General features: G+C 66.6%; 19 protein-coding genes and 4 pseudogenes. 12 read left to right on the top strand and 11 right to left on the bottom strand.

Annotation, left to right across the window (positions count from 1 at the left end; all coding sequences use genetic code 11):
• Nucleotides 1-128: 128 nt before the first annotated feature.
• The 4 genes and pseudogenes from ACSHXN_RS01575 to ACSHXN_RS01560 form a co-directional block, all read right to left on the bottom strand.
• Nucleotides 129-338, bottom strand: a pseudogene (locus ACSHXN_RS01575) (aquaporin); the annotation flags it as partial.
• Between the two features lie 219 nt (nucleotides 339-557).
• Nucleotides 558-1,406, bottom strand: coding sequence for an enoyl-CoA hydratase/isomerase family protein (locus ACSHXN_RS01570; RefSeq protein ID WP_355132439.1), 849 nt, complete (start codon nucleotides 1,404-1,406; stop codon nucleotides 558-560).
• Nucleotides 1,407-1,802: 396 nt separating this feature from the next.
• On the bottom strand, nucleotides 1,803-2,435 hold the full coding sequence (locus tag ACSHXN_RS01565; RefSeq protein ID WP_438302470.1) for a DUF4360 domain-containing protein: 633 nt from the start codon (nucleotides 2,433-2,435) through the stop codon (nucleotides 1,803-1,805).
• Between the two features lie 533 nt (nucleotides 2,436-2,968).
• Complete coding sequence (locus ACSHXN_RS01560) at nucleotides 2,969-3,991, bottom strand: twin-arginine translocation signal domain-containing protein (protein WP_438302469.1); 1,023 nt, start codon at nucleotides 3,989-3,991, stop codon at nucleotides 2,969-2,971.
• An 893-nt stretch (nucleotides 3,992-4,884) separates the two neighbouring features.
• Between ACSHXN_RS01560 and ACSHXN_RS01555 the strand changes: the two genes are divergently transcribed.
• Both ACSHXN_RS01555 and ACSHXN_RS01550 read left to right on the top strand, forming a co-directional pair.
• Nucleotides 4,885-5,019 (top strand): hypothetical protein, encoded by a 135-nt coding sequence (locus tag ACSHXN_RS01555; RefSeq protein WP_438302468.1) that lies wholly within the window; start codon nucleotides 4,885-4,887, stop codon nucleotides 5,017-5,019.
• Between the two features lie 126 nt (nucleotides 5,020-5,145).
• A complete protein-coding gene (locus ACSHXN_RS01550) occupies nucleotides 5,146-5,760 on the top strand; it encodes a hypothetical protein (RefSeq protein ID WP_438302467.1) in 615 nt (204 codons plus the stop codon).
• A 484-nt stretch (nucleotides 5,761-6,244) separates the two neighbouring features.
• Here the strand turns inward: ACSHXN_RS01550 and ACSHXN_RS01545 are convergent, their stop codons facing one another.
• The gene (locus ACSHXN_RS01545) at nucleotides 6,245-6,784 is read right to left on the bottom strand and encodes a TetR/AcrR family transcriptional regulator C-terminal domain-containing protein (RefSeq protein ID WP_438302466.1); all 540 of its coding nucleotides are present in this window, start codon (nucleotides 6,782-6,784) and stop codon (nucleotides 6,245-6,247) included.
• A 145-nt stretch (nucleotides 6,785-6,929) separates the two neighbouring features.
• Here ACSHXN_RS01545 and ACSHXN_RS01540 point away from each other — a divergent pair, with 145 nt between their 5' ends.
• From ACSHXN_RS01540 to ACSHXN_RS01520, 5 genes and pseudogenes are all read left to right on the top strand, one after another.
• On the top strand, nucleotides 6,930-8,192 hold the full coding sequence (locus ACSHXN_RS01540) for a beta-ketoacyl-[acyl-carrier-protein] synthase family protein (protein WP_356114559.1): 1,263 nt from the start codon (nucleotides 6,930-6,932) through the stop codon (nucleotides 8,190-8,192).
• Nucleotides 8,189-8,383, top strand: a pseudogene (locus ACSHXN_RS01535) (hypothetical protein); the annotation flags it as partial. The gene ACSHXN_RS01540 and the pseudogene ACSHXN_RS01535, both read left to right, overlap by 4 nt.
• Nucleotides 8,384-8,536: 153 nt before the next feature.
• Nucleotides 8,537-9,100 carry a GNAT family N-acetyltransferase gene (locus ACSHXN_RS01530; RefSeq protein ID WP_438306412.1) on the top strand — a complete coding sequence of 188 codons (564 nt, stop codon included), beginning with the start codon at nucleotides 8,537-8,539 and terminating at the stop codon, nucleotides 9,098-9,100.
• Between the two features lie 754 nt (nucleotides 9,101-9,854).
• Nucleotides 9,855-10,106 (top strand): hypothetical protein, encoded by a 252-nt coding sequence (locus ACSHXN_RS01525; RefSeq protein WP_355132431.1) that lies wholly within the window; start codon nucleotides 9,855-9,857, stop codon nucleotides 10,104-10,106.
• A 4-nt stretch (nucleotides 10,107-10,110) separates the two neighbouring features.
• Nucleotides 10,111-10,488, top strand: coding sequence for a toxin Doc (locus ACSHXN_RS01520; protein WP_356114526.1), 378 nt, complete (start codon nucleotides 10,111-10,113; stop codon nucleotides 10,486-10,488).
• A 426-nt stretch (nucleotides 10,489-10,914) separates the two neighbouring features.
• Here ACSHXN_RS01520 and ACSHXN_RS01515 read toward each other — a convergent pair whose 3' ends face one another.
• Nucleotides 10,915-11,724 carry a hypothetical protein gene (locus ACSHXN_RS01515; RefSeq protein ID WP_383360009.1) on the bottom strand — a complete coding sequence of 270 codons (810 nt, stop codon included), beginning with the start codon at nucleotides 11,722-11,724 and terminating at the stop codon, nucleotides 10,915-10,917.
• A 254-nt stretch (nucleotides 11,725-11,978) separates the two neighbouring features.
• Entirely contained in the window at nucleotides 11,979-13,457 is a 1,479-nt protein-coding gene (locus tag ACSHXN_RS01510; protein ID WP_438302465.1) for an MFS transporter, read from the bottom strand.
• A 117-nt stretch (nucleotides 13,458-13,574) separates the two neighbouring features.
• Here ACSHXN_RS01510 and ACSHXN_RS01505 point away from each other — a divergent pair, with 117 nt between their 5' ends.
• The 3 genes from ACSHXN_RS01505 to ACSHXN_RS01495 all read left to right on the top strand — a co-directional run bounded on the left by ACSHXN_RS01505 (nucleotide 13,575) and on the right by ACSHXN_RS01495 (nucleotide 15,359).
• Nucleotides 13,575-14,027 carry a winged helix-turn-helix transcriptional regulator gene (locus ACSHXN_RS01505; RefSeq protein ID WP_355798941.1) on the top strand — a complete coding sequence of 151 codons (453 nt, stop codon included), beginning with the start codon at nucleotides 13,575-13,577 and terminating at the stop codon, nucleotides 14,025-14,027.
• A gap of 502 nt (nucleotides 14,028-14,529) precedes the next feature.
• A complete protein-coding gene (locus ACSHXN_RS01500; protein WP_438302464.1) occupies nucleotides 14,530-14,949 on the top strand; it encodes a transposase in 420 nt (139 codons plus the stop codon).
• A 92-nt stretch (nucleotides 14,950-15,041) separates the two neighbouring features.
• Nucleotides 15,042-15,359: an ankyrin repeat domain-containing protein gene (locus ACSHXN_RS01495; protein ID WP_356114560.1), complete on the top strand. Its 318-nt coding sequence runs from the start codon at nucleotides 15,042-15,044 to the stop codon at nucleotides 15,357-15,359.
• Here the strand turns inward: ACSHXN_RS01495 and ACSHXN_RS01490 are convergent.
• Nucleotides 15,349-15,444, bottom strand: a pseudogene (locus ACSHXN_RS01490) (IS5/IS1182 family transposase); the annotation flags it as partial. The gene ACSHXN_RS01495 and the pseudogene ACSHXN_RS01490 overlap by 11 nt on opposite strands.
• A gap of 715 nt (nucleotides 15,445-16,159) precedes the next feature.
• Nucleotides 16,160-16,842: pseudogene (locus ACSHXN_RS01485) on the bottom strand (IS5 family transposase); the annotation flags it as partial.
• Between the two features lie 81 nt (nucleotides 16,843-16,923).
• On the opposite strand from ACSHXN_RS01485, the gene ACSHXN_RS01480 reads away from it, so the two are divergent.
• Entirely contained in the window at nucleotides 16,924-17,277 is a 354-nt protein-coding gene (locus ACSHXN_RS01480) for a VOC family protein (RefSeq protein WP_356114530.1), read from the top strand.
• Nucleotides 17,278-18,002: 725 nt separating this feature from the next.
• Here ACSHXN_RS01480 and ACSHXN_RS01475 read toward each other — a convergent pair.
• Nucleotides 18,003-19,058: an aldo/keto reductase gene (locus tag ACSHXN_RS01475; protein WP_383358776.1), complete on the bottom strand. Its 1,056-nt coding sequence runs from the start codon at nucleotides 19,056-19,058 to the stop codon at nucleotides 18,003-18,005.
• A gap of 120 nt (nucleotides 19,059-19,178) precedes the next feature.
• A complete protein-coding gene (locus tag ACSHXN_RS01470; RefSeq protein WP_438302463.1) occupies nucleotides 19,179-20,666 on the bottom strand; it encodes an MFS transporter in 1,488 nt (495 codons plus the stop codon).
• A 228-nt stretch (nucleotides 20,667-20,894) separates the two neighbouring features.
• Between ACSHXN_RS01470 and ACSHXN_RS01465 the strand changes: the two genes are divergently transcribed.
• Nucleotides 20,895-21,509 carry a TetR/AcrR family transcriptional regulator gene (locus ACSHXN_RS01465; protein ID WP_355132421.1) on the top strand — a complete coding sequence of 205 codons (615 nt, stop codon included), beginning with the start codon at nucleotides 20,895-20,897 and terminating at the stop codon, nucleotides 21,507-21,509.
• The last annotated feature ends 90 nt before the right edge of the window (nucleotides 21,510-21,599 follow it).

The following is a 21,599-nucleotide window of genomic DNA, read 5'->3' as shown; positions in this document are numbered from 1 at the left end:
ATGGCCAGGACGTCGCCGATGAAGAGGTCGTAGACCAGGACGCCGATCACACCGCCGACGAGTGGTCCGACGATGGGGATCCAGAAGTAGGCGTGGAAGGCGCCGGGCAGGGCGAGCTCCTGCCACCCCAGGCCCCAGCCGAACACCGGCAAGACCCAGTCGCCGGCGGCGACGAACATCGTGGTGGGGCCGGCAGTACGACCCGAACCCGGCAGTGCGGCGACCGTGGTCGCCGCACTGCCGCAGCCGAAGGAGACGAGAACGAACATCCCCAGGAATTCCGCGAGGCACTCGCCGAACAGGCCTTTCCGGCTTTTGAGCCGGGAAGTGCTCAACAGGGGTGGGATGTCGACTGCCGCGATGGCTCCCGAGGAGTGCTGGTCGGGCCGGTCGCGGCTCGTTTCGTCGCCGGGAGTCGTGGCGCTGGTCAGACTTCGAACGACCGGCATCGAACGGGGCTGGGTATGTCCTCAGTGGGTCGCAGTGGGGGACCCCGTCGTGCGGGGCGCTTTCGGAACCCGCACGCGTCCCGACGGATCCACCCGGTGGGCCGTCGTTTACTGAGCGTCGGGACCAGGGCGATGTTGAAACCGCGTCACCCATTGAGGGAGGTCGCGTTCGAGGTCGCTTCGCTGCTGCAGCCCCGCCTCGAACAGGTGGCGTGCGACGTGCTGTTGGGCCGGACGGGTCGTTGCGGCCCAGAAAGCGTCCATCTGGTCCTTGTACTCCTTCACCGGCCGCTGCGTGGCGACGTTGACGAAGCGCTTGATGTCTTTGATCGTTTGCAGGTCGAACGAGGCCACACGCGCTGCGAAGTCGGCGACGAAGCCGTCGAGTTCGTCGTCAGGGAAAACCCTGTTGACGTAGCCGTACCGCTCCGCGAGTTCTCCGTCGAAGTCGAGCCCGCCGTAGAGCATCTCGAATGTCCGGCCTCGTCCCATGAGAGAGGGCAGGACAGTAGCGGGTCCGCCGCCCGGGATGGCACTCATCCCGATCTCGAACTGCCCGACGATTGCCTTCTCCCGGCTGCCGAAACGAATATCAGTGGCGAGGAGGAGTTCACTTCCCGCGCCACGCGCCCTGCCTCTGATGGAGGAGATGGTTGCCAACGGGACGGATGTGAGACGAGCAAGCAGGGCCGACCACGGATGGACTTCGTCCGGGTGGGCGAGAACCCACTTCAGCTCGTCCCCGTCCGAGAGGTCGTAATGGGCCAGGAAGAACTCGGGATCCGCGCTGTCGAACACGATCACCGCGACCGTTCCGCTCTCCTCCGCACGGGTGAGCAAGGAATCCAACTCGGTCGTCATCGTCGAGTCGACGACATTAACAGGAGGGTTGTTGAACGTCACACGCCATAAGGCAGGAGAGTGCTCCGTCAGGGTGAAACGAGTCGGCGAGTCCATGACTCCGACGCTAAAGCCACTGTAGCCGACGACATCCCAGGCGCGCCGACATCCTGGATCTCAGGGTGACACACATTTGTGCGGAACAAAAAGGCGCAATATTCCTTGCTGACAGTTGCGCCGTTCAGTCTCAACGCCGGTAACTCACGGGGAGTCTGGTCGTTGTTGTCGGCTGCCGAGGAGAGGTCGATGACTTCGGGACTCACTCAAAGTGTGTCGACTTGATCAACGTCAACAACTTTTGAGATCACTCGACTGCTCGCGTGCCTCAAGAGGCATTATGCACGGGCGAGTTACTCCTGCTCCGCCAGCGCCTCCAGTGATCACCGCACAGCGCTACCACCGATTATGGGAGTCGTTGGCGTGCACGCACCCGCTGATCGCAGCGCCAGGAGATCACCGACACCGCTTCCAGGCCAGGTGGTACACGGTTTTGATCCTGCCGTCCGTCGAGTCCATCTCCATGAAGCTGGTTGCGCTCGGGCTCGAGGTACCGGGCTCGACCCGCAGTTCAGTGTTGATGTTGAGGGTGCGCTCTTCTCCGCAGGGGGCGAAGTCACGGGCGGCGACGTCCACGGTGTCGGTCGTCTGCCAGTTGTTGTTGAACCCGCCCATGAAGTGATGGGTCGAGTTGGTCGTGTGGGCGTTGCCCTGGAAGCGGTAGCTGGCGCGCTGGGTCGCGGACGCACCGGGGGCCAGTGACGCGAAGCCTTGGTAGGCGGCGGACACGATCGCGTAGGTGTAGCGACGGGGGACCTGCACGAGCAGGTTGAGCTGACAGTTCTTCTTCCGGTCGGTCGGCGCCGAGCCGGGCCCCACCTTGGCCATGTAGTTACTGTAGGTGACGGTGAAGGCGGTTCTGTCAGGGGACACGGCCACGGCGGCCGTCCCCGTGGGGCAGCCGGAACCGTTGACCTCCACGGTGTCGATGACGATCCGGTCCGGCGTCGGGGGCGGGGTGCCGCCGAAGGCCGACGAGCCGAACAATGATGTCGCAACACCAGTCGCGGCCAACGCGCGGAGCACCATGGGCTTCCCTTCGATCGTCCACGGATCCAGGGCGGGCGTCGCTTTCGGAGCCCGGCCCCCCGGATTGCACGTGGGCATCGCACCACACGTTGCGCGTCCGCGCACAGAAAGTGACGCTCAGTCACTCAATCGGCCTTCAGGGTGGAGACCTCGTTCACCCATGCGCGGGGACAGAGCGGCGCGCGAGCTCGGATACACCGGCAGACTCAATCTGCTCTACCGCTTCATCACCCAGGGCGCGCACCGAGGGTGACAAGCCATTGGTTCTCCACCGAGCGGTCAAAGACGCGCTCGCGGTGCGCCGCTGTTTGGGAGGAACGTACAGGCCAGCTGACAGCATGCCGACGATCAGCGGCTTCTGGGGATCGAGCCGGGACCCCTTGCACCGCTGCTTCTTCCGTTCAAGGCCCCGCCGGGGAGGGCGCACGTGTACTCCTGCCGTAGACCGTGATCTTGTGTCTCGGGGCGGCGAAGGTTGAGTGCGTACCCCCTGACAACCTCAGCGCCTCGACCTGCCCGGAGGTGCCGTAGCGTTAGATGTTCCGGCAGGCTTTGGCTTTGAAATCCCCTATGGAAACGGTGATCGCGGATTCGTCGCCGTTGTCCGAGATGCTGTCGTGGCGGACCTTTCCCGGGGTGAGCCGGTCCCGGTCGGCCAGGGTGAAGGAGACGCTGCTCGCTGACCATGTGTTGTCCCTGGTCCACCCGTAGAGCGTGTAGGTGGTCTCGGCAGTGAGCGGAGCGAGAGATTTGGTTGCGGTCCAGCCAGGGGCAGGAGAATCGAGGGTCCAGGTCGCGAGACCCTGCGTGAGAGGGTGGTCGGCAGTCCATGAACCGACCGTCACCTGCTTGTTGACGTCGTCGTTGTCCACGTAGAGGGTCGCGCCGTCGATCTGATGTCCGCAGACCATCATGACGCCGAGCAGATGGCCGTCGGCGGTCACGGCGATGCCGGCGACGGCGTCGTCGGGAACGGTGCATCCCGAGGTGGCGGCCAGGGCGACGCCGATCGCGGCGGCGCCGACGAAGCGCCGACGGGAAGTGGTCGACCACATGCTTGGCCCCTGCCCGGGGTGCGCGTGAGGCCCCCTGCCCTCGGATGGTAGGGGCGAGGGGCGTCCGGCCGCAGTGTCGCCGCCCACCTGTTGCGTGCTCGTTGTTGCGTTGTAGTCGCTTGACTGAGTCAGCCCGGTCACGGCACCGAGGCCCCGGCACCTTCTGCTCAACGATCGGCGGCATGCGAAACGGATGCGGCCACCGATGATCAACGGTGGCCGTAGCCGGACTAGCATGATCAGGATCTGGTCAGAGCACCAACTCACGAGTTGAATCGGCTGATGGACATGTCCTCCCGAGAGATCCGTGTGCCCCTCAGTGAGGTCGTTGCAGTACTGCAGGACCTGAACGAGTTCGTCGTGTCCCTCGATCGACTCCGATCCCGCCAGGTATTCGGAACCGTCGATGAGTACACCGTCGGCAAATTCATCGTCGACTGGGATGTGGCTCGGCGATTGGCCCGCGCCCGACGGGTCATCAGCGTCGCGCTCGATGCACAACTGAGCGAGGAAGACACGCCGAGATCGACGCCCTGTGCGACCAAGGGCGTTTCTACGGCACGGGCAGCGCCGTCAACCCCTCCGCTGATCAGTCCAGCTGAGGCAGCGAGCGCACTGGCCCCGACCAATCGAGGCGGGAAGCAGTTCGCCACGGGACCTGGCGCCCGACCAGCAAGATCACGATCTGCAGCTGGAGTATCAAGGCAACGGGTTGGCGCCTTGGATGATCTGTCCTCCGGAGGCCGCGGGGGCCGACATGAGACGTTGGACGTCTTCTCCTCGGAGCGTCACCAAGGCGGTGAGGCCGGTGTCGAGTTCTGCGACCCGATGTCCGTAGACAACGGCCTGTGTGAGCGTCAGGTCGAGTGCTCGTGGTGAACCACCGAGCCGGTTGAAGCGTGCACCGGGACGGACTGGTCCCCGCAAGCAGCGCACACTGACAGTGGCCTTTTCGAGGGACGTGACGATGACCCGGTCGATCTGTAGTTCTACGCTGCTACGACAGCTGCCGGGGCTGGGTTTCTCGCTCACGCGGCTGCTCCTGTTCGCTCGACCAGGTCGTCATTCTTGCACCCGGTACCCGCGAAGCCGTCTGGACCGACGACGGCATCTACGGCTTCGGCTCCGGAACCTCCTCCTACGGACACGCCCCCTGCAGCGGCACCTTCCCTTGCTGACTCCAACCGCACCCGCACGCCCGCGCACGAGGCCGCCGGCACCCTGTGGCACAACGGGGGCTGGCGAGGCGCCCCCGGGCCCGGGCTCGACGGGAACGGCGACGGCGCTGTGCAGTGAGCACGCCACGGCCGCACACGCGGCAAGGGGGAGGGGGGCGGCCTGCCGCTGGGAGGCCGCCTCTTCCGCTCCGCCATCTTTGGAGTTCGGCGGTCCCTATGAGCGAACGCGCCGTCGTCGCCGGTCAAGCCGGCGCGGTGTCCTTCGACCTCGCCGAGCCAGCCCTCGAGTTCGGCCTCGGCGATGCGGGCAACGAGGTTGTCGCGGATGGGTATGAGTACATGGCGTCCTAGACGCCCGAACCGAGCCTCATGTTGCCTGACGCTGACGTACCCTCTGACGGACCTCACCAGGCGGCTCCCGCACGGGGCTGCTGTAGGCGCCGGTCCTGTCGGCTGGGCAAGTTAAGGTGTGCGCCCATGGACGCAGCCGCCCTCGACCACCGTCATCGCACTTACGACGGCTGGATTCCACCCACCGTTGCCACGCTGCTTCATGAGCACGGCCATCACGGCGTCCTGCGAGAGGCAGCTGCCCGCGGTGACTGGTTCTGCGCCCGCCGACTCGGCGAGGCCGCCACTTCCGAGTATGGCCTCGACGGGCAGGCGACAGCGCTGGCATTGATGCAGCCGTTCGCGGCCACTGGCTGGTGGCCGGCTGTCAGCACCGTCGCTGGGCTGCTCACCGATTGGGAACGCGTCGACGAGGCCATCGCGTTGCTGCGCCCGCTCGCCGACACGGGCCACCGGTATGCGCTACGCGACCTGGCGCGCCTCCTCGCCCGACAGGGCCACCTCGACCAGATCGTCGCCCTCCTCGGCCCGCGTGCCGCAGATCTCCTGCTTGCCGAGGAGTTGGTGGAGCTCGCCGCAGGCCACGGCCGCGACAAGGGCGTGGTCGGCCCGCCCCGCATCGACCAGGATGCGGCAGAGCAGATGGATGATCCAGTCCGAGTCGCCGCCGGCCGTCTCCACGACCGGGCGACCGACTCGACGGGGGCGAAGGTACTGAGGCGGGAGCACATGCGTGGGTGACTCCTCGGAGTACGGCGCCGTGTGAGCGCCCCCGCGCTGCTCGGCTCGCCGGTACTGCAGGCCGATCGTCAACTCGGCGTGGGCGGGCACTGGCCGGTCATCGCGGCCGCCACGGTCGTGGAACGCACCTGGTCGGGTGGGAGCACGTACATGCGGCCGTCGGGGGAGCGGACCTCGACGTCGCCAGCAATGCGGCGACCGGACCTTCCGACCACGCGCTTCCAACCGCGCGCGGGGGTTGAGTTCGGCGGCGGCGGTGAAGACCAGGCACCGCGTAGGGCGCTGTCTTCCAGCGCGAACACCAGCAGCGTGCGCAGTAGTCGTCTACGTTCAGGACAGCTGGGTGTTGCAGGCGAGCAGTTCTTGACGCCTTGCTCCAGGCGCAACAGTGGAGTTCGTGGCCGACGGCGAACATGCCGGCCGTGACAAGGCCACCGTCGCGCGGGAGCCGCGCACGTCGTCGCCGCGGGCCCGTTCCACTGAGTCAGCCGTGTTCGGGTTCGTCGTGGATGGTCAACGCTCCGGCGAGGTCGAGGTCGGCGACAGTGCCGTGTGCGCCGGCGCGGGCGAGGAGCACTGCGCCGAGCGCGGTGCTCCAGAACGTCCTGGCCTCCACGTCGAGCGGTCGACGGGCCCTCCAGCCGCGACCGTCGATGAGTTGGCTGACGAAGCGCTCGGACTGCCGGAACAGCAACTGGAGGTGCTGGTCGACCACGGGGGCGAGTTCGGGCTTGGAGATCCCGGCGGCGAGTGCTCGTGCGACCGAGGGGAGCGAGGGCATGGCCAGTACGGCGCGGGCGATGTTGCGCCGAAATGTCGCCGCGTCGGGGGCTTGGCGACCGATGCGCTCGATCCGTCGGGTGTCGTGCAGCAAGCCGAGAAAGGCGGCGTGCACGAGCAGTGAGTCCTTGGAGCCGAAGTGGTAGGTGACCTGGTTGGGGAAGACGCCTGCCGCGTTCGCGATCTCCGCGACGCTCACCTCGGCGCCGGGCCGCTCCTTGCAGAGCCGGGCAGTTGCCTCCATCAGCCGGCGCCTCGTCGCGCGACCGCGGTCACGCGACCGAGCCGACGTTGATCGAGCCTCGGTTCGCTTCTTCTCCACACCCGAATTGTATGTGATACAACAAGGTTCTGTTCGCTTGTATCGCATACAAGAAAGGTCGAAGGGCATGCACCGGACCGAAGTCGTCGTGACAGGACTCGGCGCGATCACGCCACTCGGCGGAGACGTGGAGTCCACCTGGAAGGCCCTGCTGGCCGGCGAGTCCGGCATTCGCGGCGGTGTCCTGCGTGGCCACGAGGATGCCGGCCTTCCCGACACCGTCGCGGGGACGATGGCGATCGACCCCGCCGAGTCGCTGCCGCCGGTGCAGGCCAGGCGGCTCGACCGCTCGCAGCAGGCGGCCTTCGCCGCGGCAGCCGAAGCCTGGGCCGATGCCGGTACCCCGCGAGTGGACCCGGACCGGCTTGCATCGGCGATCGGCACGGGCATCGGGGGCGTAAGGACGCTGCTGAAGGAACACGACGTACTGGAGGCGGCCGGGACGCGGCGCGTCTCGCCACGTACGGTCCCGATGCTCATGCCCAATGCGGCGGCGGCGCTGATCAGCATCGAATACGGCGCACGGGCCGGGGCCTACACGCCCGTTTCGGCGTGCTCTTCCGGTGCCGAGGCGATCGCGCTGGGGGCCAGGCTCATCCGTGCCGGCGAGGCGGACGTGGTGATCGCAGGCGGGACCGAGGCCGCGATCACCCCGATCACCGTCGCCGGCTTCGTCCAGGCGCAAGCACTGTCGCGGCACACCGCCGAACCCGCCTCAGCGTCCCGGCCGTTCGCCGCGGACCGCAGCGGATTCGTCCTGAGTGAAGGCGCCGCTGTCGTGGTGCTCGAAAGCGCCGAGCACGCCGGCGCCCGAGGCGCGCGCGTCCACGCGGTACTCGCGGGCGCGGGCATCGCCGCCGACGCTCACCACATCACAGCGCCCGCTGCCGACGGCTCCGGTCAGATCTCGGCCATGCGGAAGGCCCTCGCGCAAGCCGGCTTGGCTCCTGAGCAGATCAGCCACATCAACGCCCACGCCACCGGAACCCCGGTCGGCGACGTCGCCGAGGCACGCGCGATCGCGGAGATCTTCGGCCGCGCCACCGTGACAGCCCCCAAGGCGGCACTCGGTCATCTCTTCGGCGCGGCCGGTGCGATCGAGGCACTCATCGCCGTTCTCAGTGTGGAGCACGGCGCCATCCCGCCGACCCGCAACATCACCGCGGCCGGTGTCGGTCCCGATATCGATCTCGATGTCGTCGCGGACCGACGAGACGTTTCCCAGGAGGCCGTGCTCAGCAATTCCTTCGGCTTCGGCGGACAGAACGTCTCACTCATCGTCACCAGCGCACGGCACCACGTGTCCCGTACGGCCCCGGCGACACCATGACCCACGCGAACGCACCGTTGTCCGTGGAGGGTATCCGCCGATTGATCGAGCGTTGCATGACTCGCCCGATTGCGCAGGTGGCCGGAGAGTCGGGGGTCTCCCGAGCAACGGTGTCGAAGCGGGTGAACCGGCACCGGCGACACGGCGAACTCGGAGCTCAGCCGATACCCCTTCCAACTCCCGGACCTGCCCGTGGCCTCCGTTCGCTCTGCGTCGACCCGTGGCACGTCTCTTGCGGATCGGTTTCCTCTTGTCGGCATTCAGCTGACCGCGCGACCGCGCGACCGCACGGATCGCGGCTCGGGATGAGAGATGATCAGGTGAACCGTTCGGGGAGGACCTTGATGAACGTCACCTTGCAGGTGGACGCGACGCAGTCTGCCTCTGCGCTCGTCCTGCGCCCTTGGAATGATGACGACGTCGAGCCGTTGGTCGAGGCGTATCGCGATCCCACGTTGCGTCGTTGGACGAGGCTTCCTGTAGAGAGCATCGAGGATGCAGTGGAGTGGCTGGAGCTTCAGAGACGCGGCTGGGAGACCGGAGAACGGTTGAGCTTCGCCGTGCATGAAGATCCCTCCGGCACGGGCGAGGTCCGGCTGGTCGGCAATGTGGTCATGAAGCGGACCGGCCCCGGTCGCGAATCCGCAGAAGTCGGCTACTGGACCGCAGCCCACGCCCGAGGCCAGGGGGTGGCCTCTCGTGCCCTCGAAGCTCTCACCGGCTGGGCCTTCGATGTCTTCGCAGTCGAAGGTCTGGAACGTCTCGACCTGCTCCATCAGGTGGATAACCTCGCCTCGTGCCGGGTTGCGGAGAAGGCTGGATACGAGTTTCACCAAGTCCTTCCGGCTCGGCCGCCCTTCCCCAGGGACGGCCACTTGCATGTACGACGGGCCGTCACTCCGAACTGATGCGGAAAAGTCGCTGCCTGCCCGCGTGGTCGGTTGCATGATCCGATCACGGTGATGCGCGCGCCAGGTGGTGGAACCCCTTGGCCACGGGTCGGGGACTTCGTCAGGATCTGGGACTGTCGTACGGGATGGATGTCGGCCTTCAGGCGGGGAGGGAATTCGATGCTGACCGCTGCGGCGTGGAGCGTCGAGAATCTGGCGGCGGTATGCGCGGCAGACCGACCCATGCGGAGTCCGGGTCGCTTCAGTCGCTCACTACGGCGTCTTGCGGCCTCTCCTGGGGCACGTGGATCCACCGATTCTGCGTGTCTGGCTTGGGCTGTGCGGACTCCGCGTCGGCTCGGGGAAACGCGGCGCGGAGGCCCGCACACTCAGTGTTGCAGCGGAAGCGGCGGAATGGCGTTCTGTGACGTCGCTGTCTACGCCGGGTGGTCCAATCCCTGATCTTGGAATCGGTTGAGGTTGATGACAGCACAGGACGCACGTACCTGGATGCATTGCTCTCCTCAGGTGAATTCGCTTGTGGTTCTCGCTATCCGAAGGGCCCGGCTGCGGACTGTAGGAACCTTCCACGGCTGGTTGCGGCGGCACGGCGTCGGTTTCGCGGGAAGTTCTCCTGCGGCATGTTCAGACGGTCGGGAGCGCAGGCTCTTCCGTGCTGATGGTCACGGGTCGGGCACCGCTCGGGTACCTGGCCTGACCGTCTTGACCTGGGATGATTGAGGTTCGGGTACCTCGGCGGTACTCTGCTGGTATGGCAGCACTGAATGTGGAGTACTCCGACGCAGAGCTCGAAGACCTTCGGGCGATCGCCCGGGAGCTGGGCGTGCCGATGAAGCAGTTCGTGAGGCAGTCCACCGCCGACGCAATCAACCAGCATCGGGCCTTGCGAGAAGGCGCGGAGGTCTTCCAGCGCGTCTTCCGCGACCCCTCTCTGGCCGACGCCATCGCTGCCGCGGGTATCGATGACGGCCAGGTGCCGAGCCCGACAGGCAGGGCCGCCTGAACCTATGCCCCCCGCTATTCATATCGATGTGCGCTGGCTTCTGCAGCAGCACGAGGCTGCTCTTCCTGAACAGCCGTATGTCAGCGACTTCTCGGCGCTCGTCGCAGCGGTGGCGCGCCATCGGGTCGACCCGCCTCGTCTGGGCGTCGACCCGGACGCGTCGTGGCGGGCCGCCGCACTGCTGCACACGCTGCTCTTGCTGAGGCCGCTTCCCACGCTGAATGTTCGTTATGCGTGCGCGGTCACCATTGCCTATATGCACGCCAGCGGAGAGGCATTCGACTCCCCCTACGGGGAACTGGTGGAGCTGTGCAAGGACCTCATGGCCGGCAAGGTTGATGTGTTCGGCGCCGCCGACAGGCTCCGCAGCTGGCGCGTCTAACAGCCCGCTGTCGCCCAACTGGGCCGCGGTCCGCCCCATTCGGGCTCTCGACCCGCGTCTACAACTGCGGGTCGAGACCGAACTGATTCGACCAGGAAAGGGATCCGACAGGGGGGCCGCGGACCAGTCCTGCCATTGCCGCCCAGTCTGCGACGGGTCGTCGAATCCCGGGTTACGACCGCCGCTTTGCTCCCGTGCCGGGCACTTCGGCCTCCGCGGACCGGCCGGATTGCGGCCGATGAGGTAGTTGAGCAGAAAATCCTTGAGGGTGTCCACGGAGCGATACCAGCGGGTTGGTCCAGGGGCGTACCGCGTCCGTTTGCGACCCTGACGACAACCACATCCCATCCCAGTGTGATCGGACTCTGCCCGGACACGGTGTAGGTCAGCCGGCCACTCGCCCGCATCTTGTTCATCTGCAGACACTCAGCTCAGTCTGTTGGCGGCCGTCTTGTACGCGGCGGCCTGGGCCGGTGTGAGGTCGCGCGACACCCCGACGAGGACGGCACCGTGGACGTAATCGTATTCGGCGACTGTCGGCGTGGACTTTGCGAAACCCTGGATGTAGTCGGTGCGCGCCTTCGCATCCGCGGGGTCTGCGAACACTTCGATGGCGCCACCGCGCTCGATGTCGCGCTTCCCGGTGCCGTCGACATCGGCGGCGGAGATCCGACTGTCAGTGAACGTGATCTTCGACGTGTACTGGCTCGGGCGGCCGAGCAGGTGATTCGGGTCGTTCTCCGGTGTCACGGCCCCGGACAGCTTCGCAGTACGAACCTGGCTGGAGATCGTTGTGAACGCATCGTCAGCGGAGAGGGTACTCACTACCGCAGCCTCCGCCGCGCTGTTTGTGCTGGAGTCCGTCTTGCTGTTGCTGCAAGCCGCGAGGGCCAGGAGGACAGCAGCGGCCGCGGCGGGGGTGAGGGTTCGCTTCATGCGGGTGATGATCGGTGCTCGCGGGTTCCTGGGGTAGCCATGTGACGTAGATATGACGGTGAGTTCGAGCCTGTGCCCGCAGCGTTCGGCGGCGATCATGACGGAAGAGGCATGCGTGATCTCACAGATCGCGCCGTACAGGGCTGCGTTGACCGGGGCCCCGAGCGGCCCGACAAGCCGGTAAGCCGCGGTCAGCACCGGATGCTCGGGTGCACCCGAGGATTCGACCTGGCACCCGTCGCCACTGGGCAGGAGCCGAATCAGGCGCAGAAACTCGATGATTTCCGAGCTCAGAGACACGGCAAGCTTCCGCAACCGTTTCGACGACGAGTGCTGAGGGATCAGCCCGGCCCGCACGAACCATGATGGCGCGAGGTCGGCAGTGCCTGGATGAGTAGTTCCGATGTAGCTCAGTGGCTGGATGGGTCCCAGGACGTTGGCCAGAACGGAGATGGCGCTACGTACGACACCGCTTGTTCCGGGCAGCTCACGGCCAGGCTCTGGTGGAGGAGCGCGCTTTCAGCGCCTTGGCGCCGCCTCCGTCGCTGTGGGACTCATCGCGCTGCCTCTGACGTCTCGGCGCTTTCGGCGACGGCCGGCGACGCGTCGCCATCCGTCACACGACGGCGACCGCGAAGGCCGAGCGCGCTGACGAGCGCTGCGAGGGCGGCCGCGATGAGCGGGACGAGCAGGGCGGCGTGGTAGCCGTTGAGCAGGGCCTTGGAGGATCCGCCATCATCGGTGGCCGCGACGTTGACGGCGGTGACGGCGGACAAGCCGAGAGCAGCACCGAACTGGAAGGAGGTGTAGAGGAGTCCTCCCGCGAGCCCCTGCTCCTCCTCGTCGATGCCATCGGTCGCGACGATGGTGAGCGGGCCGTAGGCCAGGGAGAACGCCAGGCCGAGGGTGATGAAGCTGGGGAACATCGCCGCATACGTCCAGTCGTCGCCGACCGGCAGGAACAGTGCGTACGACAGCACAGCCAGCACCAGGCCGCCGAAGATGACCCGGGCGTTGCCGAAGCGGTTGACGAGTTTGGGGGTGAGGGTGGGTGAGAGTGCGGCGTCGATGCCGATCACCAAGAGCGCGAGGCTGGTCTGGATCGTGGACCAGCCTCGCAGCTCCCGCAGATACAGCACGGCGATGAACTGAAAGCCGAAGAAGCCACCGGAGAAGAGCAGCGCGGCAAGGTTGGCGCGCACCAGGGAGCCGCTGCGGAAGATCCCCAGCCGCACGAGCGGGGCGGCCGCCCGGTGTTCGGTCAGTACGAAGACGGTGAGGAGCGCGAAGCCCGCGGCGAGGGTGCCCAGCGTCTGGCTCGCACCGGTGTGGGCGGCGCGTTCGACGGCGAGGACGAGGAGCACGATCGCGCCGGTCACGGTGAGCGCCCCGAGCAGATCGACACGCTGCCCGGAGCGGTCGGGCCGCTCGGCCTTGGGGATGAGGGCGAGGGCGGTGAGCAGGATGAGGAACGACAGGACTACGGGGGCGAAGAACACCCAGCGCCAGTCGGCCGAGGTCAGCAGCCCTCCGACGACCAGGCCGATGGAGAACCCTCCGGCCGCGGTGCCCGCGTAGACCATGAGTGCCTTGTCGCGCTGCGGCCCCTCCTCAAAGCTGGTCGTGATGATGGACAACCCGGCCGGAGTCATGAACGCGGCGGCGACCCCCGTCACAAAGCGGGCGGCGATGAGCGTCGGTCCGTCGCCGGCGAAGCCGCCCAGGGCGGAGAAGAGCAGGAAGACGGTGAGCCAGAACAGAAACATCTGCCGGCGGCCGAAGAGGTCCGCCGCTCTTCCGCCCAGCAGCATGAACCCGCCGTAACCCACGACGTACGCGCTCATCACCCACTGCAGCTCACCTGTGGACAGCCCCAGGTCGGCACGGATCGACGGCAGGGCCACATTGAGCATGGCCACATCGATGCCCTCCAGGAAGATCGCGCCACACAGTACGAAGAGCACTCCCCAGGCACGCCCGCTCAGGCGGGCGACGCCGGGCTCCGGCGGTGGTGACGTGGACGACGTGGACATAGAACGGCTCCTTCAGGCAAAGGGGGGAAGAGAGAACGCAGGTGTCGCAGGCGGTTACCGAACCGTCTGTCAGTTCCCTCTTGTTACCGCCTCGATCCTGGTGCACCCTGAGCGACTATGGAAGAAGGCACTTTGAAGTCACCGAGTCACTGCACGGGAACCGATGACGACCAAGCTCGCCAGTGGGACACCCGAGAGGGCTGCGAGGTCCGTCAGATCCTCGACCGCGTGGCCGACAAGTGGTCGCTGCTCGTCATCGCGCTCCTCGACCGCCGCACCCTTCGCTTCACCCAACTGCGGCGCGAGATCGACGGAATCAGCCAGCGCATGCTGACTGTGACACTTCGCCAACTGGAGCGCGACGGGCTGGTGCACCGCACCGTGCACCCGGTCGTCCCGCCGCGCGTGGACTACCAGCTCACCCCGATGGGCGCGACGCTGCACGACACCATCCAAGCGCTCGTCACCTGGACCGAGGACCACCAGGACGAGATTGCTGCCGCGCGCGCAGACTACGACCAGCGCGAGGCCGAGACGCACAGCGCGCAGATGGCGATGGACGGGGTCTGAGCCGGGCCCGCCAGCCCTCGCAGCCGTACGGTCAGGGCTAGCTTGATCTTCAACGTTTGGGCCGTTGGCCGGCTGCTGAATGCGGTGGAGTTGACGTCAGGCTGCGTGGGACCATTTCGGCATGCGCCTGGTAGCTGACGGAGCCACGCCGGCCTCGCGGCTGGTACTGGTGAAGTACCTCGAGACTGACAACGGATACGCCTTCGAGCTGACGAGTCCGCTCTTCCTGGCCGCCAGTGATCGAATCATTTTCGAAGACGGCAGGCTTGTTGTCGTGCGGGCCAGTGGAGAGCGACTGTCACCGGCCGGCGACTGGTCCACTCGTTGCGGACCCGGGTCTCTGCGTCGCCGGTAGAAGCCATGCCTCGAATGGCGTGTCGTACTTGATCACTCGGTTCGCCATCCGCCGTACATGGAAGCGGCCTTCGTATGAACATGTGCTCCGACCAAGGAATACACACGTCCAGCACGAAGGCCGTGAGGATGAGTCTGCTGCATAGCGATGTCCGGCAGGAGCCGACAGCCGAACTGTCATGCTTCCGGGGTGAGTTCTACCCCCTGTATCGCCGCTCGTTCGGGTGCTCTGTTCGAGCCGGCCGACGCGGTCTTGTGCGGTGACGGGCCGGTGAGGTCGCCGGCAGAGCTGTCGCTGGTAGGCGAACACCGCCGTGGACATACAGGACTCGACGCCGCCGTCTCAAAGGGCCGGGTCGACGCGGATCGGATGCGACAGGCCCTGGCCTCGATGCCGCGCTGCCGCGGGCCGTCGATGGCCGGCTGGTCCCTGGCCGATGTCACGTGCTGGCTGCGGCCGGACGCCCACACCTCACCGGAGCGGATCCTGTGCCACACCTACGGCCGGGGCAAGGACCAGCACATCCCCGTTCCCGGGTGGCCGTTCTCAAGAGGAACCACTCATTAACGTGTTGCACGCTCTTACAAATCATCTCATTTGGCATTCAGAGGCCGAGAAAGGCGCTGGCCGGGCTGGTGCGGCAACAGTTGAATGCCGCCATGGAGAACCCCTGGACACCGGCCCATCAAGCGGTAGAGAGCGTGGACGCACAGACCTTGGCTCAGCTGCTGGCCAAGGGAGTCGACCCCGATGAGGTATGCGACAACATGACGCTCCTTACACACGCCATCGACATGGAAGGCGATGGCGCGCTGCAAAGCGGCAGCCCGCTGACCGTACATACCACCGCAGTGCTCCTGGCCTTCGGTGCCGACCCGCAACTCCCAGCCCCGGACGGGCAAACGCCCATGGACGTCGCCCTTCACTACTGCCATGACCTGGCGGTCAAGCTGTTGCAGCGGCACATCAGCCAGTGAGGTGACGCAGGCAGATGAGGGCGCAGACGATGCTTGTGAAGGCGCGGGAGTGTTCGGGCTTGCGTTCGTAGCGCCGGTGCAGCCGGCCAGCCACGAGGTTGGGTCGGCCGCGCGGCGAGGTGCCTGCCGTGGCAGGTCCTGTTCCGCGCGGCCTCCCGCCGAACCGGACGTGATGGTTTCCCGATCATCCGGCTCTCCAGTGATCACTACGCGAGCGGTTGAGCTGCTCACACTGGACACCCGGCACCGTTTCGGCGTTCTGCATTTCGCATACCTCCCGGGTCGCGGGTGTCCCGATCACCTGGCCCCCTTTGCCCTGTGGAGGGCTTTCCCGCCCTCCCTGACCGGTCGTGACTCCGGCGACTACTACGGGGCCTCCGTCGCCATAGGACTCGCATCCCGTAGGCGATCCCACGTTCGTCCCTGTCTGTACGTTCTAGCGCGACACAGGCGTCCCACTCATCTCCTTGAATGTCCTCGCTGGACATCGCTCCGCCCTCCGGAGGTGCACCGGCCAACCATCGACTCCGGTGCAGAGTGCGGCGTCGGTTTCAGCTGTCTTTCCGACGGATGGGAACTTGCATCCGCTGGAGATTGGGCTTCAAACAATCCAGTCTTCGCCATATCGCGCGGGCCACCCAGCACACCGTCTCCGACAACTGAGCCCGACTACTGGTTTCCTGACATGCTCTTGTCCCCTTCACCTTTCGGATCCAGGTAAGCCATCCGGCCCAGGAACCTCCTTCCGAGTTCCTCCCGGCTGAACCGGGGATACAAACAGAGCGCCTCGTGGCGCACAAGGCTCGCTCGACGACCCAGCGCACCTTGCCCAGCCCGGAACCGTGGCCGACGCCGCGTCGCGCGATCAACGGCTTGATGCCCCGCTTCCACAGCAGGCGGCGGTACTTGTCAAAGTCGTAGCCCCGGTCCGCATACAGGCGCCGGGGCTTGCGGCGGGGACGTCCCCGGAGACCCCGGATCGACGGAACGGCGTCCAGTAGCGGCAGGAGCTGGGTGACGTCGTGCCGATTGCCGCCGGTGAGCGTGACGGCGAGCGGGGTTCCGTGACGGTCGACAATCAGGTGGTGCTTGGATCCGGGGCGGGCACGGTCGACGGGCGAAGGGCCGACATGATCCCCCCTTTGAGAGCCCGGACGTGCGACCCGTCCACGGCGCAGTCGTCCAAGTCCAGCAGACGGGCGCGGCGCAGCTCGGTCAGCAAGGCAGCATGCAGGCGCGGCCACACGCCGGCCTCGGTAAAGTCCCGCAGCCGCCGCCAGGCCGTCACACCGGAACAGCCCACCGTCTCCGCGGGAACATCACGCCACGCGATACCCGTTCGCAGCACGAACAGGACTCCGGCGAGGGCCACTCGGTCAGGAACACGCAACCGCCCGGGATAGCGACGGCGCCGCTCAGGAGCGGACGGCAGCAGCGGGGCCACCCGCTCCCACAGGTCGTCCGGAACAAGATCAGCACGCACCCCAGACACCCTGCCGACCAAGATCGTCGAGCACAAGACCCGCAGCTCAACTCATTCTGAAACGATCAGTAAGCTCGGTTGATGACCTTGGACTGGCAGAATGTGATTGTTCACTCGGCAGATCCGGCGGCCCTGGGGCAGTGGTGGGCCGAGGCTCTTGGCTGGGTTGTGGTTCACACCTCGGATGTGGAGTTCGCGATTCGCCCGGAGCAGGATCGTCGTCCGGGGTTGGAGTTTGTCCGTCTCGATGAGCCCAAGAAGGCCAAGAGCCGATTGCATCTCGACTTCGTACCGGATGATCAGGACGCCGAGGTGGCTCGCCTTGAGGCGCTTGGCGCACAGCGTGTTGATATTGGTCAGGGTGAGCAGTCGTGGGTTGTCATGGCAGACCCTGAAGGCAACGAGTTCTGCGTCCTCGGTCAACGACCTCAGTGAGAGCCCCTGAGAGCCTTGTGCGCCTGCCGTGCCCCATCAAGTGGGCGACCACAGCCGGGCCGGGCCATCACACCTCCGAGGAAGCCGAACAAGAGCGCACTTCCACTCGTGCACGCACGCTGGGAACGCGACCGCCACTGGTGCTCATCCGACCGCGTCACCGTCGAACACACCCTCGCCGACCACGAACGCTGGAAGTAACCGAGGCGTTGGACTCACCGACGTGACCGGCTGCCCGCCACCCACCAGGCCACTCGTTGGGCTTGATGCAGCGCCGGCCAACGTTACCGTTGCGGAGGCCGCGTTGGTGGGCCTGCACTTGCGAGGCATGGCGTTTGCCCTAGGCCAAGACAACCCCCTTGGGCGGGCTGATGAGCTGCCGGGACTGCGCAGAGACGTGCGCGCGGAGGCCCGCCGTGTATGCGATGGGGGGCTTGTCAGGGTCCTGGTGTCCCGGTCGCCGGAGCGGTCTCCGAAGCTGCTCGGGCCGCCCGCATCAGCCCCTGTCAGGAGCCTGGCGGTGTCCAAAAGAGGCAGATGCTGCAGCAGTTGGTGGCTGAGCCGTCCCGGCTCAGCCACCAACCTCATGCGTTCATCCCGCGGCCGGCAGACGCGCCGCCTGGCGCCCGGATGGTACGCTGTAAAGCTTCATCTTGGCCGCGTCGGCAAGACCGCCACCGCGGATGACGCCCGCGACACTCGAGCAGGGGAGTAGCGCCCGACCTTCAGGCGAGGGGCGCCGGGGTGTCGATGATGAGGGACGCATCCCCGCCGCGGAGGTGGTCGCGGTGAGCGCGGTTGGCCTCGTGGGGCACGCCGAGGGGGACGACGCTGACCTCCGTCAGGCGGGTGTACTGCTCATCGGTGAGTTCTACGGCCATTGAGCCGAGGTAGCCATCGAGCTGGCTGGTGTTGCGGGGGCCGATGATCGGGATGAGTGGGGTGGCGGAGCGGGCGCTGCGCTCTCGGATCCAGGCCACGGATACCTGGGCGGGGGTGGCGCCGGTCTCGTCCGCGACAGCGAGGACGGTGTCGACGATCGCGGTCTTCTGATCGTTGGATTCCGTGTGGATGAGGACCTTGAGGTCGTTGAGGCGGCCCGCGGTTCCGCTGCGGTATTTGCCGGTGAGCAGGCCTCCGCCGAGCGGGGACCACATGGTGGTGGCCAGTCCGAGGCTCTGGGCCATCGGGATGAGTTCGCGGTCGGCCGTGCGCTCGACGAGGCTGTATTCCACCTGGATGCCGGCGACGGGTGCCCAGTTCTTCAGCTCGGCGAGGGTGACGGCGCGGGCGACGCGCCAGGCCGGGAAGTTGGACAGTCCGACGTGGAGGATCTTCCCGGAGGTGACCAGGTCATCGATGCCGCGCAGCAGTTCCTCGGTCGGGGTCAGTTCGTCCGGGAAATGGACCCAGTACAGGTCGATGTAGTCGGTGTCGAGGCGCTTCAGGCTCTCGTTCACCGAGCGGATCATGTTCTTGCGGCTGTTGCCGGTCTTGGAGATGTCCGGCTGCGGTGCTGCCCCGACGCTGAACTTGCTGGAGAGCACGAAGTGGTCGCGGTCCCCTGCGATGAACTTGGACAGGATCTTCTCCGACTCGCCGACCTGGTAGTTGTCAGAGCTGTCGATGAAGTTGCCGCCGGCCTCGGCGAACCTGTCGAACATGCGGCGAGCCTCGTCCTCTTCCGCGCCGGCTCCCCAACCGGTGCCGAAGTTGCCCGTCCCGAGGGCGTACTCCGAGACGCGGAGCCCGGTGCGGTGTCCAAACGTCGTGTAACGCATAGGTTCTCCCTAATCAGTGTGATGCGGAATATCTTTGATTTTGTTCGGTTTGCTTTCGCGTGCTGAGCGTGACTCAGCTGTACGGTTTCGGAGCGGGGACCGGATGGTTGTTCCGCGCGCTCACGTGCACCGGCGATAGGGCCACGACCAGCGGGTTGCGGCACTCTTTGGACGGCGGGGTGAGATGCCCAGGGCGGCGAGGCCGCTTGCGGCCATGACGCCGACGGAGATCCACCACGCGAGGGAGAAGGCGTGCACGGGGCCGCCGGATGCGGCGGCTGCCAGGATGATGACCAAGAGGCTTACGCCGAGCACGGTGCCGACTTGGCCGGCCATGGTGACGACGGCGCTTCCGGTGGCCCCCCTGTCCCGAGGCAGGCCGGAGGTGGCGGAGGAGATCAGCGTGGGAAGGGTGAGCCCGACGCCTACGCCGGCGAGCATCCATCCGGGCAGGACGGCTGACGCGTAGTTCGGGGAGCTGCTCACGTTCAGGGCGACCCAGGCGATTCCGAGAGCGACCAGCGCGGAGCCCGAGGCCGCCACGATGCCGACCCGCATCTTGAGGGCGAGGCGTTGGGCAAGGACCGTGCCCGCGAACACCATGGCCGGGCCGGGCGCGACGCCGAGACCGGTCTGGATCGCCGACCAGTGCCAGGTCTGCTGGAGCCACAGGGTCAGTCCGAGCAGTTGGCCGGCGAACGCGGTGTAGAAGAGCAGGGTGGCGATGTTGGCCCAGCCGAACACGCGGTTGCGCAGAAGGCTCAGGTCGACCACTGGCACCGCGTGACGGGCCGAGCGGACAACGCACCAGGTCAAGGCAGCGGCCGCCACCACGAAGCTCCCGATGGTCGCACCGCTGTCCCAGCCCCACTCCGGAGCCTGGACGAGTCCGAGTGCGAGCGCGCCGACTCCGGCTACCAGGAGCGCTCCGCCCACCAGGTCGGGCAGACGCGTGTCCTCACTCCGACGTCCGGCAGGCAGTAGCCGCTTTGCCATGAGCAGGGCGAGGATCCCGATCGGCAGGTTGAGCAGGAAGATCCACTGCCAGGACACCTGAACGAGCAGCCCGCCCACCACGGGGCCGGCCGCCGCGGCCAGGGAGCCGCTGGCAGCCCAGATCTGCACATACTTGCCCACCTTGCTCGGCGGAGCTGTGGTGAGCACGAGACCGAGACTTGCCGGCGTCAAGACGGCAGCCCCGACTGCCTGCAGGAAGCGGAAGGCAACCAGGATCCACAGGTTGCCACTGAGTGCGGCGCCCAGGCTGGCCATGGTGAAGACACCGAGGCCGAGCATGAAGCCGGCTTTGTGGCCGTAGCGGTCGACCAGGCGGCCGGCCGGGACCAGCAGTGCAGCGTAGACGATCGCGTAGGCATTGAGGATCCAACTGAGGTGGGACAGCGAGGCTTCGCCCAAACCCCGGCCGATCGGGGTCAGGGCGACGTTGACGACGAACGAGTCCAGTGCGGACAGGAACATCGACGTGGCCAGCACGGTCAGCACGAGGGCCGGATGCGGTTGCCTGCGTCTGGCGCGGTTCCCCTCGGAAGCCTGCGACCGCGTCGCGGCCGTATTGCCGAGGGTGGAATCCACAGAGGATGGCGACATAAATCTTCCTTGAGAACAGGGCATGCGGGATGGCCTGACGGACGCAGCCAGGTGCGGCCATGGGGACTCGAGAACCGGCCCGGCATGCCGGTGACGACCGGATACGACGGTCGTGCTCGTGAGGCAGGAGTGATCTTCCGTTGCTCGTAAGCACACCGATCGTTCTACTTATGCCCGCAACCGTAGCAGCGGCAGCTCGTTAAGTAAAACGATCGGTATCATCAAGGTATGAGCGACGAAGCGACCCCTGTACGCCGACGCCGTGGCCGCGGGGCCCGGGAGCGGATCCTCAAAGCGGCAACAGAGCTGTTCACCGCCCAGGGGGTCAACGCGACGGGCATGGACCAGCTGACGTCCGCCGGCCACGTGTCCAAGCGCACCCTGTACTTGCACTTCGCAGGCAAGGACGACCTCGTCCATGCCTACCTGAGCCAGCTCCAGGACGGCCTGCTGCCTGCCGAGCCCTCGGCCGAAGCCGACCCCAGAGAGCAGATGCTCGCGATCTTCGATTGGGACTGCCACACCGCGGACGGGCCGCTACGAGGGTGCCCCTTCATCAACGCCGTGGTCGAGGTCCCCGCCCCCGATCACCCGGTCCACATGCTCGCGGCCTCGTACAAGAGCGAATTCACCCGCCGACTCACCGCCCTCGCCCGACAGATGGGCGCGAGCGACCCGGAGCAGCTCGGCGAACAGCTCTCTCTGCTCTACGACGGCGCCGTGGCCCGCAACATGATCTACAACAGCACCGAACCTGCAGCCCACGCCCGATCCATCGCCGCCGGACTCATCGACGAGGCCGCCCAACCCACTCGCGGCACGCTCCACGTCACGTCGACCTGATCCGTCACTCAGCGGCTCTGCCTGCCTGCGAGTGTGACCCAGCTTCCGCACCGCAGCCACAGCATTCAGCACCGCCGGTGACGCACCGTG

This window comes from Streptomyces sp. HUAS TT11 (assembly GCF_051553595.1).
Classification (GTDB): domain Bacteria; phylum Actinomycetota; class Actinomycetes; order Streptomycetales; family Streptomycetaceae; genus Streptomyces.
The sequence above is the reverse complement of the archived record's forward strand: the minus strand, read 5'-3'. Positions and strand labels throughout refer to the sequence as shown.

What these genes read in the sequence shown, in the direction of transcription:
- ACSHXN_RS01570 (WP_355132439.1), bottom strand. Translation starts at nt 1,406, where the DNA reads ATGGACTCGCCGACTCGTTTCACCCTGACGGAGCACTCTCCTGCCTTA.
- ACSHXN_RS01565 (WP_438302470.1), bottom strand. Translation starts at nt 2,435, where the DNA reads ATGGTGCTCCGCGCGTTGGCCGCGACTGGTGTTGCGACATCATTGTTC.
- ACSHXN_RS01555 (WP_438302468.1), top strand. Translation starts at nt 4,885, where the DNA reads ATGAGCGAACGCGCCGTCGTCGCCGGTCAAGCCGGCGCGGTGTCCTTC.
- ACSHXN_RS01550 (WP_438302467.1), top strand. Translation starts at nt 5,146, where the DNA reads ATGGACGCAGCCGCCCTCGACCACCGTCATCGCACTTACGACGGCTGG.
- ACSHXN_RS01545 (WP_438302466.1), bottom strand. Translation starts at nt 6,784, where the DNA reads ATGGAGGCAACTGCCCGGCTCTGCAAGGAGCGGCCCGGCGCCGAGGTG.
- ACSHXN_RS01540 (WP_356114559.1), top strand. Translation starts at nt 6,930, where the DNA reads ATGCACCGGACCGAAGTCGTCGTGACAGGACTCGGCGCGATCACGCCA.
- ACSHXN_RS01530 (WP_438306412.1), top strand. Translation starts at nt 8,537, where the DNA reads ATGAACGTCACCTTGCAGGTGGACGCGACGCAGTCTGCCTCTGCGCTC.
- ACSHXN_RS01525 (WP_355132431.1), top strand. Translation starts at nt 9,855, where the DNA reads ATGGCAGCACTGAATGTGGAGTACTCCGACGCAGAGCTCGAAGACCTT.
- ACSHXN_RS01520 (WP_356114526.1), top strand. Translation starts at nt 10,111, where the DNA reads ATGCCCCCCGCTATTCATATCGATGTGCGCTGGCTTCTGCAGCAGCAC.
- ACSHXN_RS01510 (WP_438302465.1), bottom strand. Translation starts at nt 13,457, where the DNA reads ATGTCCACGTCGTCCACGTCACCACCGCCGGAGCCCGGCGTCGCCCGC.
- ACSHXN_RS01505 (WP_355798941.1), top strand. Translation starts at nt 13,575, where the DNA reads ATGGAAGAAGGCACTTTGAAGTCACCGAGTCACTGCACGGGAACCGAT.
- ACSHXN_RS01500 (WP_438302464.1), top strand. Translation starts at nt 14,530, where the DNA reads ATGTCCGGCAGGAGCCGACAGCCGAACTGTCATGCTTCCGGGGTGAGT.
- ACSHXN_RS01495 (WP_356114560.1), top strand. Translation starts at nt 15,042, where the DNA reads ATGGAGAACCCCTGGACACCGGCCCATCAAGCGGTAGAGAGCGTGGAC.
- ACSHXN_RS01480 (WP_356114530.1), top strand. Translation starts at nt 16,924, where the DNA reads ATGACCTTGGACTGGCAGAATGTGATTGTTCACTCGGCAGATCCGGCG.
- ACSHXN_RS01475 (WP_383358776.1), bottom strand. Translation starts at nt 19,058, where the DNA reads ATGCGTTACACGACGTTTGGACACCGCACCGGGCTCCGCGTCTCGGAG.
- ACSHXN_RS01470 (WP_438302463.1), bottom strand. Translation starts at nt 20,666, where the DNA reads ATGTCGCCATCCTCTGTGGATTCCACCCTCGGCAATACGGCCGCGACG.
- ACSHXN_RS01465 (WP_355132421.1), top strand. Translation starts at nt 20,895, where the DNA reads ATGAGCGACGAAGCGACCCCTGTACGCCGACGCCGTGGCCGCGGGGCC.